The sequence below is a fragment of the Anaerobiospirillum sp. NML120449 genome, from assembly GCF_023051105.1.
Taxonomy (GTDB): Bacteria; Pseudomonadota; Gammaproteobacteria; order Enterobacterales; family Succinivibrionaceae; genus Anaerobiospirillum.
Genome location: NZ_JALKIL010000006.1, coordinates 76,073 through 93,250, shown reverse-complemented (window position 1 = coordinate 93,250; position 17,178 = coordinate 76,073). Strand labels below are relative to the sequence as shown.

Here is a 17,178-nt window from a genome sequence, read left to right as displayed (position 1 = left end):
CCCAGGTGTTATGGAGCACTGGCCCTGCCATACCTTAACAGGCTGTGGGTGGCTTACTGCAGACTGGGCTCGACCGGGACTGACCAGGCCAGCTGCCAGACTGCGCGGATCGGAGATTCTGCCCAAAAGAAAAAGGCTTATGACAGCATATGTCATAAGCCTTTTTCTATGTCTGACAGCCAGACCGGTGGGCAGGTTCAGCTCCTGCCTTATACCTCATGCAAGGGCATAAGGCATAAGCTTGTGCCACGTAAGAGCAGCGCAGGCTGCCTCTGAGCGCCGTGGAGATGACAGAGCAATTACTTGCTCTTCTTGTCGGTGCCGGCCTTTTCTGCGGCTTGATCCTTGGCAGGAGTCTCAGCTGGCTTTTCAACAATGGCAGGGCCTACGGACTCAACCTCAACTTCCCAGATGTATGGCTGGCCGAACTCCAGAGAGGAGGTACGCCATAATGGCTGCTCATTCTGTAAGGTGGTATCAAATACCAGCTTTACATGATCGCCTGCGGACAGACCGGCAGTAAGGATCTTCATCTGTGGGTTTAAGTTGGCGAAATTGAGCTCCTCATGATAGAAGCCCAGTACATTGCCCTCAAGGTCAATACGCTTGGTCAGGATACGGGCAGAGGTGTCATCACCAATCTTCTTGCCATCGCCGCTGTTGCCGCGCTCAAGGAAAATACGGTAACCGCCGTGCTGACCAAAGGCAGCATCGGTGAACTTCTCAACACCCTCGATTGAAGCAACTTCCTTGAAGAACTCATTGGAGCGCAGCAGATTCATCTGATACTGGGTAGCCTCGGCTACAGCACCTGCATCATACAGGGCATGTGGCTTGAAGGTACAGGCAACGCCTTCCTTGGAGTAAACAACAGGACTGTTCATGTCACAGTACTTGGCAACAAATACCAGAGAACGGGCCTCATTAAGGGCGTTCTGGTTGGCCATTAACTGAGCCTGAGCCTCTTTTTCAGCGGCATCCTCTTTCTTGTCTTTCTTGCCTTTGCCCTTGTTCTGATCGGCCTTCTGCTCATCAAGAATTGGCTGTGGAACATAGGCTACGGTGTCACCAAGAACACACTTGACGTTGTTCACATCCATTGTGAAGCAGACATGATTACGTCTGTTGATATCAGAAGATGAGGTAACCAGAGCTACGCTGTCCTGAGTGCTGGCAGCAGCCGGAGCAGACTTAGTGTCTTGAGCAGTGGCGTTGGAATCGTTGCAGGCAGTAACAAGGAGAGCTGCACACAGTGAAGACAATACAAAAGACTTGCCCATTGGGCTATTTGAACTAAGCATGAATGATGCCCCGTGATAAAACAAAACAACTGCGTTACTTTAGCCCTTTTTGATTAGCCAAATCTTAGGACAGCTCATAATCTGAGCTCATTGCCCTGATGACCCGGCACCAGGGCGTGCCAGGACAGGCCGGGAAACCGGAGCCCAGGGCCAGAAATTCCTGCTGCACAGTACAGAGGAATATGCATACACAGCGCAGCATTTATCAGCGCGGGCCAGACATGAGTGAAGGCTAAAGCAGATATTGAACCCGTCTACAGCCCCAGCAGGCGCAGCACAGGCAGAAAAACGTTTGCAGCAAGGCAGCACCGCCGGCCTCAGACAAATGCCGTCATACTGTTACCGCTCACGTCGAACTCGCTATTCTATCCCAAAAAATGCCGCAAACACAGACTTTTGCAAAGAACAGCTGCAGTATCAGGAACGGATGAGAAGACAGGGTCATCCCAAGAGTCATCAATGAGGCACAGCCATCGCTCTCGAATAACCTCATGGAGCGCTCAGGCAGGATGCATCCCTGCCAGAATGCAGGGAGTGGAGGGGAAATGGAATGGATGGGAAAGGATAAAGACATGAGTGCAGTGTGGAGTCGGCCCCAGGCCCTGCACGGCTGCGGACCTACTGGCCGGAGGCATCAGATGTACGGGCGATAAGGCGGGCTCCGGGCCTGAGGTCCGGCCAGGCGTGGGCATGGCCGACAATGGCCGTAGCCAGGGTCGGTTGCGGTCAGGCCTGGTCCTTGAAAACCAGGTTGCCGTCACGCTCTTCAATGAAATCAGGAACCAGGAGGATATTGCTCAGGCGCGCATCCTCATCTTCCTTGACATGACGAATATCGTCGTAAAGCTCCTGCATCTGATCAAGAGTGCCTCTGATCATGCCCGACTGGCCGCTTTGATGGCTGACCACATAGACGCTGTAGTTATATTTCTCGATGATATCGCGCCACCATGTAGTGCCGCCAGAGGTCTCCATAAGATAAGGACAGAACTCGGCAAAGATAACAGGACGGAAGCCCTCTTCAAACATTTTCCAGCAGCCGTTGAAGACGAATTGCTCATGGCCCTCAACGTCAATGACAATCAGATCAGGCCACTGATCCTTGCCCCTGCCATAGAAGATATTTTCCATTGAGTCTGTCGGCACGGTGATTTTCTCAAATACTGTCTGGTCACGAGCCTGGTTATGGGTACTCAGGTGAATGGAGCTGCCGCCGTCGTTGTTGTGGTTGACGTGGAAATCAACTTCGCCCTTTTTGTCTGACAGAGCTATGCCATGAACCGTAATCTGACTTTCAAGCTGGTTGATACGGACATTGTCCTTGAGCAGCTCCAGAGTCTCAGGATTAGGCTCAAAAGCATCGATTTTAACCCTGTTGGTCATACGGGCGGCAAGGATGGAATACCATCCGATGTTTGCGCCTATGTTGGCCAAGGTAAAGCTGTCCTTATGATCGGCAAAGATGCGGATCAGCTCGGCTACGATCTTGCTGTCTTCAGGCTCCCAGCAGCCAATTCGGGCAATAGTGCTGGCAATGTAGCCATGGAAGATGGACGGGTCAAAGGTACGCAGTACATAAGGTGAAAGGTCGCCACGCCATCTCTGGCCTTCTGGCAGCGCCTTGTTGAGTCCGCTTTCATCTCGCAGCTTAATACTTCTGATGTCATCAGGCAGTCTGATAAGACCGAAGAACTGACCAGGCTCCTTAATGCAGACCAGATGGAAGGTGTAGTTGACGATCTGATCTTCGTGAGCGGCGATAAAGGCGTTAAGTTCGGCATCGTTGTTAAATCTGGTGCCGGAATACTCAGCCATAAGCTGATGAGAGAACTGACACTGGGTACTGAGCAGACGGAAATTGATGCCCAGCTCATCAAGGGCTCTGCAGGTAAGGCGGGATGTGTCTGAAGTTGCGAGTTTGCTGCGCAAATCAGCATCAAGGAACTTTAAGGTGTCAGCAGTGATGGTGCGGCATACAGCCGGATCACCGGAATTACGGATATAGGCTGGCGGAGCGGTAACGATCTCAATATGAGCACCATGAGCGCAGATACGGTACAGCTCAGGTAACAGCCACATCAGAGACTGCCCCTGCTCAGGCTCCATACGCTCCAGTGTGTAACGAAAACGGGCCTCGCAAACGGAGCTGTCCTTAAGCGAAGAAAGCTCTACCCCCCCCCATGAAAATAGCTTATATAAGCCATTCTTTGAGGTTTTACCCTTGTTGTTTTCACTCATCTGAGCGGTGTTGATAAAGCCGCCTGAGGAAAAAGTATCATCACCAAAATTTAAAGAGATCATCTTCTTGCTGTTCTCACATCCATGAAATACGGCCACAGCCATTGGCAGCTGATGACCTTAAATGCCGCCGATTAAAAACCTGCTCAATCAGACCTGAGCCATACCGGCCCGGCCATCTCACATTGCCTGCGGCACTCAGCCTGCGGCCACGCTGCCGCTCACTGATGAGAATGCAAGCAGCCCTGAGCACATGCCCTGTCATGCCATGCCCTGACCGAGCAGCCGACCCGCGCGCCCGGACTTAACGGCCAGAGCCGTATGGCTTTTCAGGCACAGGCCTTACAGCACAGGCAAGGCCGGGAGAGCCTGCCACCTATGAAACAGCTCAAAAGCCACCAGGCCGAATGCAGCCATGCCGTCGCAAAACTGCATCATGCCGGGGCCGCTGTTGTGCAGCGGCACGCTCAGTACCGATGCATCACTCTCAGGGCAGCCGCACGTAATCGGCTGTGCTCGTTTGTGCAGTACAGACCAAAAGTCCCGGACAGCCAGCAGCTGCGCCCGTCACGGGACCTGTTTTGATAAAAGACTCAGATCTGATGCCCTGCAGCGTCAGGTCACGACACGACTGATGTCAGGCGACCTGTTGCAGGGTAGACCTGCTGGTCCGGTCAGTCAATCTGCAGTGGAGACTGAGACTTGACCAGTGAGTCCAGCTCATTGAGCTGAGTGAGGAAAGGATTGAGTAAGGCCAGTGGCAGAGCACTTGGACCATCACACCTGGCCTGATCCGGGTCAGGGTGAGTCTCAAGGAAAATGGCAGCTATCTTCTGGGCGACACCTGACTTGGCAAGCTCCAGGGCCTGAGCACGACGGCCACCTGATGCTGCTGCATCTGAGGCACGGCACTGCAGAGAGTGGGTTACGTCAAACACAATTGGGGCACCGTTGCTGACATTTTTCATGACAGTAAAGCCCAGCATGTCCACTACCAGATTGTCATAGCCAAACTGGGTGCCACGCTCACAGAGCATCACCTGCTCATTGCCGCACTCGGAGAACTTTTCAATAATGTTAACCACCTGATTTGGTGACATGAACTGAGGCTTTTTGACGTTGATAACCTTGCCGGTCTCAGCCATGGCATTCACAAGATCAGTCTGCCTTGCAAGGAAGGCCGGCAGCTGCAGCACATCAACATAAGGTGCTACTTCATTACACTGATACGGCTCATGCACATCAGTGATGACAGGCACATTAAACTCTTCCTTGATGCGATCAAAGATCTTCATACCCTCATAAAGGCCAGGACCACGGAAAGAGTGCACCGAAGAGCGGTTGGCCTTGTCGAAACTGGCCTTGAAGATAAAGTTCAGACCAAGTGAGGCACAGGTCTCCTTGTAAACCTCGACAGTGCGGGCAGCAAGGTCGTAATCCTCAAGCACATTAAGACCACCAATAACGGTAAGAGGCAAGTCATTGCCAATCTCAAAGTCTGCTACTTTAATTCTCTTATCACTCATAACAACCTCTTCCTAAAATACTTTATAAAGTATCAACCTGTCATATAAAACAGATAACAGCGCACTCAGTTCACAGCTACCATCACAGCAGCCACAAGTCAGCTCACCTCACCTCACCTCACCTCACAGGTACGAGCACCGCGTCACATGCGGTCGTGTCCGGCTGGGCACGGCATCATCCTGCCCGGCTGGGCTCTGCATCAGCCTGTCCTGCAGGTTACTGCATCAGGCTGCAATGCTGACCGTCGTCCTGCTGGCAGCATACTGTAACGGGCCTGTGCAAGGATCAGCGCAGCTGTCCCATGGTGACACGGTCATTACCGCCAAGGTCTTTTACCGTGCTGACGTTGTCAAAGCCAGATGAGCTCAGTACAGCTCTGACGGCCTCTGCCTGATTATATCCATGCTCAAAGAGCAAATATCCACCTTTGACCAGATATTGACCAGCTTTATCAGCAATGTGGCGGATATCATCAAGGCCATCCTGTCCTGACACCAGAGCAGTAAGCGGTTCAAACCTGACATCACCCTGAGTAAGATGCGGATCATGCTCCTCTATATATGGAGGATTGGATACTATCAAATCAAAGCAGCTGCCCTGAGGTAAAGGCTCAAACCATGAGCCCTCATAGAAGTGCACCTCAAGATTATTAAGCCGGGCATTTTCCCGGGCTACCTCTAATGCCTGAGCGGAACGCTCTACTGCACTGGCAATAATGTGCCCGGCTGAATGCTTGATGGAGAGAATAATGGCTCCACTGCCTGTGCCCAGATCAAGAACTCTGGGGGCAGGGCCAAAATCATGGCTGCTGACAGTTTTCAGAGCCTGCTCTACCAGAACTTCAGTATCAGGACGAGGAATCAGAGTATGTTCATTGACCTTTAAGGTAAGCTCCCAGAAGTCACGCTCACCCAGCAGATGAGCCACGGGATGCCCTTTGGCACGGGCGGATATCAGGCGCTCAAACTCCTGTGCTCTGTCTGGATCAACCTCACTGTCGTCCATTGTGATTACCTGAACCCGGCTTAAATTACAGGCCTTCATCAGCAAGAGTACGGCATCAAGGCGGTAGCTCTCTGAGCCGGCTGCCTTGAGCTCTTCAACGCCCTTGCGCAGCAGTTCTCTAATAATCATGGCACTCTCTCCAGTTCATAACGGTATTTGTCCATAAATAATAACAGCAGATACCCACTCAGTGCCTTACTGATCTGCAGGCAGGTCACGATACATGCATGATAAACGATAAACACCGCCAGCTATCCACTCCTGAGCGCAACAGATAAATATGCAGCATCTCTCTGCACCTCCGCAGGCAAGCGATTCAATACGAACCTGGCCCGAGGCAAGCGCCCCATACGGGCATATCCCCTGGAAAGCGCAGCCTGGCAAGCCAGCCCCAGGCAAGCGCCGCTTAACAGTACTAACCATAATACTCCGTCCCCTGTATTTAACAGGTGCTTTGCCTGCTACTTCCATGCTGATAGCAGAAAACATCCCACCCTGTCCTGGTTTCATGGCCCTGCCTTACTGTTAAGAGCCATTCCTGTCATTCACTTTTAGGGCGTGACCATACTGGTCAGGCGTGACCTGCCTGGTCTTATCGGTGAGCCTTGCATGATCATGGTGGCTTTATCCTGCCCTGGCATCAAAGTTTTTGCTTATGGAGGAATGGCTGTAGATGCTCTGTGGATTTGGCTGTGGTGGGATGGTGATTGCCTGTGAATTTGGTTTTAGCTGTATGGGAATGGCGTTTGTGGGGCCTTTTGGTATTGGTATTGGAATTGGTATTCCGGGGGCTTTTCAGCGCAAAAATTACCAGTGATTTAATTATTTTACCAAAACTCATTGCATACTTTTGCAGTCATTTATGCATCATGCCAAGTGATTTAGCTGATCTTTATCATGGTGATGAGTACGCTTTTACCTGACTTTATGGCTTAAATAAGCCAGATTTTAGTTTGGATCCGCTTATGAAAAATTTTGCATTTTGTTGCATTGTTGTTTCATTGGGCGTTACACCTGGTTTTTTATCAATGTGATATATGGCAAAATTTTGGTTTTTCTTTAAGTTCTTGCTTGCTTTTTGATAATTCTTTATCAAATACCATATATATCGTATTTGTTAATCGAAATACTGAAATAGTCGCCGCAAAAATGTGACATAGGCCACACTTAACGGCTTCCATACATTGCTGTCTATTTAATCTTGATTTTATTGATATTTACGCCATTTGATTGTTAATTTTCATGCTTTTTGTATAACCTGACATAATATTCATGCGTAATTGGTAAAATTATCGAAATGGTGCAAATGTTTGCATTTTGCCGTATTTGAGCCATTTTCCAGCTCGCTGCATTTTTGTGACATACGTCACACGATGACAGCAGCCTCCGCCCCCTGAAAAAGTTGCTAACATGAAATTGTTGTCAGGCAAGACAGGACATACAAAGCCTGGTACCCGCCACGACAGCAGCGCTGGAAAGCCGCAGTGCTCCAGCCGCTCCCGGCCCGAGAAAATGCAGAAAGGATCCACCGGCTCATGAGAAAGCAGAGCGCAGGGTCGCAAGCCAGGAGCGTTTCCTCATAGTTTCGAGTTTCTGCCCGGAACAGACATGCAGGAATATCAGATGTCTCAATTTGTTAATTGCTGCCTGAATGTCGAACAGCTCCCCTGCTAAGGGACAGGCTGCAGACACATCCAGAACCCGGCCAGCACCACAGAAGGCATGGATTAGAAAAGAGCCACGCTGGTCAAGCAGTCAAGAGGCCATGATGCCTGGCGACAAAATCAGACAGAGAACCGCATAAGGTTCACCTTTAAGAAGCAAAAAATGATCAACGTAATCGCAAACGTCAAGAACACCATCTCCCGTATCAAGGATTTCTTCGCCGCCCCTGAGGGCAATACTTTCGCTGCCAGCTTTGCTACCACTCCAGCATCTGCAGTAATGGATTCAGTTGCCCACGAGCAGCTCGTCAACAGCAATCGCAATATGAACATGCGCGCCTCCATCAGTGCTGAGCGCAATCTGCCACAGGGCTTTGCCGCCGCACCTGAGTATCAGGTAAGCATGAGCATGTCAGTTATATCCGCCGTATTAAGCGGAGCTCACAGCGAGCAGCAGCGTGCAGTTGAGCGCAGCTTTCAGAACAAAAATGAGCACAATGAGCTGCGTAATGATGTAAGCGCCCTGCACAACGCTCACATGTTTGCCATGACTCCAGTTTCCGGAATTTATGCCGCCGCCCTGAGCGAGCAGCTGCGTGCCCGTGCTGAAAGCGGCATGCTCTCCGGCACCAGCGCCGCCGCTGACAAGGCAAATGCCGAGGCCAGCGCCCAGTTCAATACTGTTTCTGTAAAGTCCGCTCAGAACTCAAAGAGCGTCAGTGTTTTGCAAAATGCTCACATGTTTGCCATGACTCCAGCTTCAGGCATTTATGCCGCCGCCCTGAGCGAACAGCTGCGTGCCATGGCTCAGGATAACAATGGCTCTGAGGCTGACAGCCTTAAGGCTGATAACAGTGGCGCAGACAGGAATGCTGAGCGCAACAGCGTCCTGCCAGGTTTCTTAAGCTTCGGCCACATGTTTGCTACTACCCCTGCAGCCGCACAGACCACTGCTGACATGAGTGCCCAGCTGCACGCTGCCGCTGGTCAGCCTCTTGAGGCCGATCCTCAGGCTGCCCGCACCGCTGAGCAGGCTCACAAAGCTGTGGCTCCAGTTCGTGCCCTGCACAATGCTCACATGTTTGCCTTGACTCCAGCTTCGGGCATTTATGCCGCTGCCCTGAGCGAGCAGCTGCGAGCCACTGCCGAGCGTGACGGTGACTACGTCAAGACTGTAAAGCACGAAGCCCCAACCAAAGCTCTGCACTTTGCCGGTATCTTTGCTCAGGCCCCGGTATCTGCACAGTTTGCTGCCAGCCTTTACGAGCAGCTTCGTAGCCACAATGCTGCACAGCGTCCAGCCGCCAATGAGACCGGCTTTAGCGTAGTTGAAGACGGCTTTGATATCAGCCCTGCCATGTCTCTGGTATCAGGTGTGTTAAGCGCCGCTCTCAACGAAGAGATGAGCAGCCGCAAGAGCAGCACCAGGCATGATGCCCCATCAGCTCAGGAACTGGTTGCCCAGTACCAGCAGATGTACTCCGAGCGAGGTTACGACGATGTTCAGAGCATGATTATGGCCTCCATCAACGCCGCCCGCGATACCGTAGAGCGTACAGCTGAGCAGAACACTCAGGCTCCAGCTTTTGATGCCGCCACTGAAAAGCACGTAGCTGCCCGCTGGGATGGCATCTGGAAGCAGCTGAGCCTTGACTCATGCACCATCAACACTCATGCAGGCCATGGCGCCAATGAGTCTGAGGCTGATATCCGTGCTCCATTTGAGCGCTACTATGATGACCATGGTCAGCTCATCAACGCAAAGATTTCACCAGACCACGCAGCATAAGCTGCTGCCTGCCGGTGAGCCGGTGTAAGACTCCTAAAAAACAACAAAATATTTAAAAAAGCAGCCTCCGGGCTGCTTTTTCTTTATGTGCCCTGCAGTGCAGCCGTCGCACAGCCGCCGCCGTCGGCGTGGCCCTGCCAGCGCAGCGCTGCAGGGGTTGCGGCGCGACGGCGGCAGCGCTGTATGCCGGGCGCTGCGGTGGCGGTGCTGCTGCAGGTACGGATTGCGGGCATGAAAAAGGCCCGGGCTGCTGACCTGAAAGGTCAGAAGCACCGGGCCGGGAAATTAGCATGCTTGTTTTAGAGGCCGCCCTGGGTTGCCATAGCTGCCAGCTGTTCAGCCTGGTACTCTTCAATTACCGGCTGTAAAAGCAGATCAAGCTTGCCTTCCATGATTTCAGCAAGACGGTATAAGGTCAGATTGATGCGGTGATCGGTTACACGGCTCTGCGGGAAGTTGTAAGTACGGATACGGTCGGAACGGTCACCAGTACTTAATACGCTCTGACGCTGCTCGGCAAGAGCGGCATTACGTCTGTCCTCTTCAAGCTTGGCCAGACGGGAAATCAGAACTTCCATGGCACGGGCACGGTTGGAGTGCTGGGAACGCTGATCCTGACACTCAACTACAATGCCTGATGGCTTGTGAGTAATACGTACGGCAGAGTCAGTCTTGTTAATGTGCTGACCACCGGCACCGGAGGCACGGAAGGTGTCAACTTCAAGATCGGCAGGGTTGATTTCAGGAGCCTTTGAAGGTGGAATCTCAGGCAGAACCATTACGGTACAGGCTGAGGTGTGGACACGGCCCTGAGACTCTGTCTCAGGTACGCGCTGTACACGGTGACCGCCGGACTCAAACTTCATGTAGCCGTAAGCACCCTCGCCTGAGAGCTTGGCAATAGCCTCTTTGTAACCGCCCATTTCACCTTCGGAAACAGAAACGATTTCCAGAGTCCATCCCTTGGTTTCGCAGTATTTGGTGTACATGCGGAACATCTCACCGGCAAAGAGGGCAGCCTCATCACCGCCAGTACCGGCACGGATTTCCAGGAAGCAGTTGCAGTCATCGCGCTCATCATGAGGCAGAAGCAGAATCTGCAGATCATGGTCGAGCTTTTCAACGCGCTCTTTGGTAGGGCCCATCTCTTCTTCGGCCATGGCGCGCATGTCAGGATCGTCACCATTGATCATGGCCTGCATTTCCTCGAGGTCCGAGGCACAGGTACGGTATTCCTTGTAGGTGTCAACCAGCACCTGAAGACGTGAATACTCACGGTTGAGTTCGCGGAACTTCTCCTGATCTGCAATCACCTCAGGCTGAGCCAGTAACTGCTCAACCTCCATGTGACGCTCTACGATGGAGTCTAATCTTCTTAAAATACTTTCTTGCATGCTAAAACCTAAACGACTGCTGCCATCTAATCTGCGGCTGCTGCACGCATGCTCTCCATGCCTGCAGGGCTCATAAGGCGCCCCTGAAACCTGACAGCTCTCAGGCCTCCCGGCCTGAACTTCAGGCATAAGCTTACAGGTGACTGCCGTGAAAATAACCGCCTATTTTAGCATTTTTAGCACCAGTCAACAAATACACAATCACACTGTCCATAAGCCCATCACTACCCCTGAACATGCCCTGGCCAGGGCCGCTGTCCTTGCCTTTGATCCCTGTCTCAGGCAAAAGCCCGGCCTGTCCGCCCGCTGCTGCGACCGCCCTGCCGCTCAGAACTTGATCGCCCTGGCACAACTGAGCTGCAGGCTCATGGGGCCGAAGGCTCATGGGGCCGCAGGCACAGCGGAGCGGGCAAAGCGAGCCGGGCACAGGTCAGGAAAGGAGCCAGGGCTGCAGGCCTGGTGTGGAGGTTCAGATAAGGTTTTGGCCGGGAATCAGTGAGTTGCCAAAGAAAAAAGCCCATGACCGGTTTAGCGGTTATGGGCTTTGTGGTTTTTAAAGAATCGATTTTTCTGGTTCTGAGATTCCGGCGCCGGCCTTAAAGGCCGGGCCGGAACTCTCAGGCGGGCTCAGAGTTTAGACCTTAGGCTTTTTGATAAGACCTGAGATCTTCTTGAGCATACCGCCCTCTTTTTCCTCCGGGCGGCCTGAGTCAGCTTTTGCAGGTTCGGCGTCGCCGGTGGCCCTGTCTGAACTTTCGGCATCTGCCTTTTGTTCAGCAGCGCTTCCTGATGCCTGATCAGCTGCTACGGCTGTTACGCTGCCCTGCTCACCCATCGCAGTCATGGTCTGAGTCATGGCTGAGCTGCTCAGTTCGGCATTGCTCGCCGGTGCAGACACCAGCTCATCAACAGTCAGAGGAGTTACCTCCTGCTTGCCCTGAGCCTTGCCTGTCAGCACGTTCTGGAAAAAGTCAGGTGCCTTGAGCTCATCGCTCTCAGTGGCCTTTATCTGTCCTGACAGTCCCTCATAAGCCTGACTCCTGCCGCTGTCTGCGCCTGAATCAGCCGATTCTGCCGGAGCGCTGGCGGATGCTGCAGCTGCGGTGGCGCTCACTGCAGGGGACTGCTCAATGTCAGGAAGAATGTCCGAGACTTTAAGCGGCTCGACCTCAGCTGCCGTGGCTCCAGCTGGAGCATGCTCTGCAGGTTCAGCATTAGCAGCGGCCATGGCAGCGGCTGCTGCCATAGCGGCATTCAGACCAGTGTAGCTGTCAGAGTCATGATCAAGCTGATCTGAGGCTGACTTTGCTTCCTCGTCCTGCTCAGGGGCAAGCAGTGGAGTAATGTTCTCCTTTACTGCTGCAGGCTCGGCCTTATCAGCAGTCTGACTGTCCTGAGCCGGCGTTGCCTGCTGGCCTTCACCCTCTGGCTGTGCAGCCGGAGTTGCTGCTGCGACAGAAACAGGCTCAGCTGCAGCCAGGGCCTGCTGGGCCCCGGTTTCCTGGGTGCCAGAGACAGGGGCAGCAGGTGCAGCGGAGGCAGCTGGTGCAGCGGAGGCGGCTGAAGCAGCCGGCGCGCCAGTCTCAGTTGCCTGAGACTCTGCATGAGACTCTGCCGGAGCTGAAGTCGAGGCTACTTCTGCTGCAGCTGCCTTATCGTCTTTGGCAGCTCCTTTGGCTGCAGCCTTTTCCTCTTTGGCAGCAGATTTAGCAGCGGCTTTTTCTTCCTTGGCAGCAGCCTTGGCGGCGGCCTTTTCCTCCTTGGCAGCAGCCTTGGCGGCGGCCTTTTCTTCCTTGGCAGCTGCCTTGGCAGCAGCCTTTTCCTCACGGGTCTGAGGAGCATTGTCCGTTTCACGGTGAATGGCTTCATCGATGCCACGGGCACGGGCAATCAGCTCAGCCACATTGGCTACAGGGGCACGAGCCCTGGCCTTTTCCTCTGCAATCTTCTCGATGTGGGAAGCTACAGAGCTGGCGATCTTGCGCATGTACTCTTCGTTGTACTGCTTCTGTCTTTCGACAGGATCATCGCTCAGAGGCTTCTTCTTGCCCTTCTTCTCGGAGCCGTCGTCAGCTGACTTTTCGTCAGCATCCTTAGCATCCTTGTCAGAGCCAGCGTCATCGCCCTTTCTGCCCTCAGAGTCAGACTCTGAACTGTCAGAAGTTCCTGCGCCAGTGTCGGCGGCCAGGGAAGGACCTGATGCAGAATCAGCCTTGACTGCAGTACCGGTATCATCACCCCTGTCAGTCTTCTGGGCACTGTCCTTAGCGTCCCTGTCGGAACTGTCAGAACCGTCGGCAGTTGCAGAGGCCTTTTGCGCGGCTGAAGCAGACCTGTCAGCAGCGCTGTCGGCGGCTGCCTTGTCAAAGCGGCGGTCACCACTGTCGGCCTTGCCTGCAGACCTGGTTGCAGATGCAGCTTCATCACCGTGAATTTCACGCTCGTGCTCTGCTACCTCATCAGGGGCAATGTCGGCGGCGTTGAGGCCATCGGCGCTTTCTGCGGCAGGACGGGCTGGCTGTTCGACCTTGTGAACCTTGGCCATACCTACTGAATCAACAGCAATAATGGTCTGTGGCTCATCACTGTCATCAAGGCCATCGGCACGCAGAGCGGTTACTCCCTTCTTGCCAGTGCCAGTGGTTACTTTTGCTGACTTGTCGGTCTTGCCATCCTTATCTGACTTGCTGTCCCTGGCGGACTTGTCAGCCTTACCTGACTTGTCGGACTTGTCACCCTTGTCAGACTTGTCAGCCTTGCCGGACTTGTCACCCTTGCCGGACTTGTCGTCATCGTCCTTGTCATCCTTGTCGGAAATAACAGCGCTTACGACCTTGGCAACCACCTTGGTAGCAGCCTGAGCAGCCTGAGTGGTAGCACCGATAATGGAGGCTGCGCCTTCTTTGCGCTCTTCCTTCCCGGCATCATCACTGTCGTCATCAGAGTCTTCACCGTCATCAAGGGATGCCTTTTCAGCCTTGCCAGACTTATCGCTCTTGCCGGACTTGTCGCTCTTTGCAGACTTGTCACCCTTGGCGGACTTATAGGACTTTTCAGAATCGTCATCAGATGACTCTTCTTGTTCCTTGAGATCCTCTTCGACCTCGGCAGCTACTTCTGCAGCAACCTCAGCGGCCTTTCCTGCTGCTTCAAGTGCAGCGGCGGCTACTTCCTTGGTGTCCTCATCTTCCGAGTCATCAAGCCTGGAGGTGGATACAGCAGCACTGGCGGCAGCAGCAGCGGCCTTAGCAGCAGCCAGCTGGACCTTGGCACGAATCTGATCGTCATCCTCATCCTCGCTTTCTGCAGCAGCTTTGGCAGCCTCAGCAGCAGCGGCGGCGGCAGCGGCAGCTGCGGCGGCAGCCTCAGCGGCGGCCATGGTACGGGCATTGGCCTCAGCAACCAGAGCAGCGGTAGGAGCAACAGAAGAAGGACCCTGAACAGGCTTCTCCAGATTGTAGAGATTGGCGGTACGGGCAGTACCCTTATAACCCTCAGGACCAGGCAGCCATGGACGGTACTCAATTACATTGACCTTACAGGCCACATAGCGCAGGAAGAAGTAACCATAGGTTCCGGAGAACAGTGAGCCTACCAGAATGGCCAGGGAATCGGCATAGTTAAAGACATTGCTTCCCTGATAGGCAAGGGAGTCAATGAACATTGACATGGAGAAACCGATGCCGGTCAGGATACACACACCATAAATCTGCAGCATGGAGGCATCTGACGGCATTTTTACCAGCTTTATCTTGATGGCAAGCCATACGGTAAAGAAGATACCCAGAGGCTTGCCAATAAACAGACCGGTGAAAATACCAAGGCTTACCGGAGCAAAGAAGTCCTTGATATCAATCATTGACAGATCGATACCGGCATTGGCCAGGGTAAATACTGGCAGCACCAGCAGTGCTACCCACATCTTCAGACTGTCGGAAATAGGCTCCACCATCATCTCGCCACGGGCACTCTTCATTGGAATGCAGAATGCGGTGATGATACCTGCAAGAGTGGCATGCATGCCGCTCTTTAAAATGGAGAACCAGAGAATTATGCCGAAGATGAGATAGAGCACTCGGCGGGCTACGCCAAAGTAATTGAGAATAAGCAGTCCCAGAGTTGCAAATGAAGCCAGGATAATAGCCGGAATGGACAGCTCTGAGGTGTAGAAAATTGCAATTACGATAATGGCGCCAATATCGTCGAAGATAGCCATGGAAAGCAGGAAGATCTTCAGCGAGCCAGGCACGCGGCTGCCCAGCAGCAACAGCAGTGCAACCGAGAAGGCAGTATCAGTAGACGTTGGGATAGCCCAGCCGCGCATTGCATATTCATCATGGAAGTTAAAAGCCATGAAGCACAGTGACGGCGTAATAATACCGGCAATGGCCGCAATACTTGGCAGAATGATATTGCGCGGGTTGGACAGATGGCCCTTGATGAACTCAACCTTGAGCTGCAGACCAATAGCAAAGAAGAATATGGTGATCAGACCGTCGTTAATCCACAGCAGTAAAGGCTTGATGAGCTCGAAATTACCAAACACAATACCGGCATTCATTTCGATCCAGTGACGGTAGGATGTAGAGTATGAACCGTTCTGTAAAATCAGAGCCAGAACAGTACATATGAGCATGATAACGCCACCGGTGGCGTCATTGTGGGTAATCCTGTCGAAAGCGCGAGGCAGGGTTACCTTGATGTTGGATAACACTTTCATCTTGAGTATGACCTAATACAAGACGATATTAAAACTCCTGCCACTCCTTACTGAGAGCGCCACCGGACTGGCCCCATCTAAGTGTTATCCCACATCTGCCCTGCACACCTTTCCTCACGGTCCGGTTACAGAAACAGTAATAAAACACTGTTACTGCAGGATCCGTTGCATAAACTGCACTGTATCTGCCCTGAGCCCCATGGCTATGGCAGCATGCCCGGCATTACATCATTTTCAAACACTGAAAGAATTACAACTGTAAAAATACAGCTGTAATGATGCTCTCCTGGGGATTTTACAGCCTGCCTTGTCCTGACCTGAGTTACAGCCAGAAATGGCAGGGCAGCATATGCTCAAAAGACATACACAAATTTGATCTCCGCACGCATAAACGAAACTGCAGTGCATAGCTGCAGCTCCATCCCGGTGTACAGCTGCCAGCGCAGCCTGTTTAGCACAGCGTCGGAAAGAGAAAAAACAGAGGTAATGATTGATCAGCAATGAGGTCAGCCAGGAGGTGATTAGCCTGAACCGACTAAATCAGAAAAGGAATGACAGCCCTTTGTTTGACTGAAACTGCCAAAAGACAAACGCAAGAAAATGCATTCAGGAAAGTATAAGCACATGCAGTGCCAGTACAGGACAGCCAGTACAGGAGCGTATCTGAGCACCTGAACCGGAACTCAGCCAGATACGAATTGATACAGCTGTCATGTCTGTACTTCCGGCACTGATCGGGCCGGAGGCGTGATATACGAATGGTTGAACTTGACCTTATTTTGCAAAAAGCGGCTCTAAGCCCTCTGTAACTGCACTCCGGCACAGCTCCGGAATATGGATATGGACATCAGATCTGTCTTAAAGGCAGACTCAGCCCGTAAATGAGGGCCGCATAAGCATTGAAGACATTACTTTCAGTATTATCCACAGCTACTGTAATCATGTTCCCTGTCTTGCTGTTACCGGCTCATTTCAGGCAGACATTACACAGGCGCAATGGGCCAGGCATGCTGAAACGGTTCGCATCTGGACAGGACTGATAAAGCCACGGGCTCAGATACAATCTGTGAGTACATGAAAAGGGGAATACAGCGAAAGACGGGGGTCAGCCCAACGGCTGACGGGAACAAAAAATAAACGGCATTGAGCTACAGCCTTGATGCTTTTCAGGAGCAGTCACACTCACAAAAGGCCTGAAACTCCTGGCACATGGAATCCGAAATCGGTAGTGAAGTGAGAGTGAACTGAAAACCCTGGCTGAACGCAGAAATCTTTGATCTGTTGGACCATTGTCCCATTTTTCCACAGCAATAAAAAGACGGTTCTGAAAATAATCCAGGACGTTGCCAGCATACCAGTGGTCTTTATCCGGACAATTGTATTGACATAGTTAAAATCACCATATTTTTATTCACAAAACAGTCCTTCTTTTCCCTTCATGCTACGGAATCTCACCATCAGAGCAAAACGCGCTTAAGCTCATTTGCTGTTAACTGCTCAACAGAACTTGCAAACGATCCGCACAAAAATGCGCCCGGAC

The 17,178-nt window shown here is 52.4% G+C and carries 8 protein-coding genes; 2 read left to right on the top strand and 6 right to left on the bottom strand.

Going from position 1 to position 17,178, the window contains the following annotated elements:
• Nucleotides 1-299: 299 nt before the first annotated feature.
• The 4 genes from MXE41_RS03110 to prmC form a co-directional block, all read right to left on the bottom strand.
• Nucleotides 300-1,301, bottom strand: coding sequence for a hypothetical protein (locus tag MXE41_RS03110; RefSeq protein WP_246976347.1), 1,002 nt, complete (start codon nt 1,299-1,301; stop codon nt 300-302).
• Nucleotides 1,302-2,027: 726 nt separating this feature from the next.
• A complete protein-coding gene (locus tag MXE41_RS03105) occupies nt 2,028-3,638 on the bottom strand; it encodes an FkbM family methyltransferase (RefSeq protein WP_247099328.1) in 1,611 nt (536 codons plus the stop codon).
• Nucleotides 3,639-4,213: 575 nt separating this feature from the next.
• Entirely contained in the window at nt 4,214-5,065 is an 852-nt protein-coding gene (gene kdsA / locus MXE41_RS03100; protein WP_246976340.1) for a 3-deoxy-8-phosphooctulonate synthase, read from the bottom strand.
• Nucleotides 5,066-5,351: 286 nt separating this feature from the next.
• The gene (gene prmC / locus MXE41_RS03095) at nt 5,352-6,200 is read right to left on the bottom strand and encodes a peptide chain release factor N(5)-glutamine methyltransferase (protein WP_247099327.1); all 849 of its coding nucleotides are present in this window, start codon (nt 6,198-6,200) and stop codon (nt 5,352-5,354) included.
• 584 nt (nt 6,201-6,784) lie between these two features.
• Between prmC and MXE41_RS03090 the strand changes: the two genes are divergently transcribed.
• The gene (locus MXE41_RS03090; RefSeq protein WP_247099326.1) at nt 6,785-6,994 is read left to right on the top strand and encodes a hypothetical protein; all 210 of its coding nucleotides are present in this window, start codon (nt 6,785-6,787) and stop codon (nt 6,992-6,994) included.
• 904 nt (nt 6,995-7,898) lie between these two features.
• Nucleotides 7,899-9,524: a hypothetical protein gene (locus tag MXE41_RS03085; RefSeq protein WP_247099325.1), complete on the top strand. Its 1,626-nt coding sequence runs from the start codon at nt 7,899-7,901 to the stop codon at nt 9,522-9,524.
• 299 nt (nt 9,525-9,823) lie between these two features.
• Here MXE41_RS03085 and prfA read toward each other — a convergent pair whose 3' ends face one another.
• Both prfA and nhaA read right to left on the bottom strand, forming a co-directional pair.
• Complete coding sequence (gene prfA, locus MXE41_RS03080) at nt 9,824-10,918, bottom strand: peptide chain release factor 1 (protein WP_246978991.1); 1,095 nt, start codon at nt 10,916-10,918, stop codon at nt 9,824-9,826.
• A 634-nt stretch (nt 10,919-11,552) separates the two neighbouring features.
• The gene (nhaA, locus tag MXE41_RS03075) at nt 11,553-15,638 is read right to left on the bottom strand and encodes a Na+/H+ antiporter NhaA (protein WP_247099324.1); all 4,086 of its coding nucleotides are present in this window, start codon (nt 15,636-15,638) and stop codon (nt 11,553-11,555) included.
• Nucleotides 15,639-17,178: the final 1,540 nt, after the last annotated feature.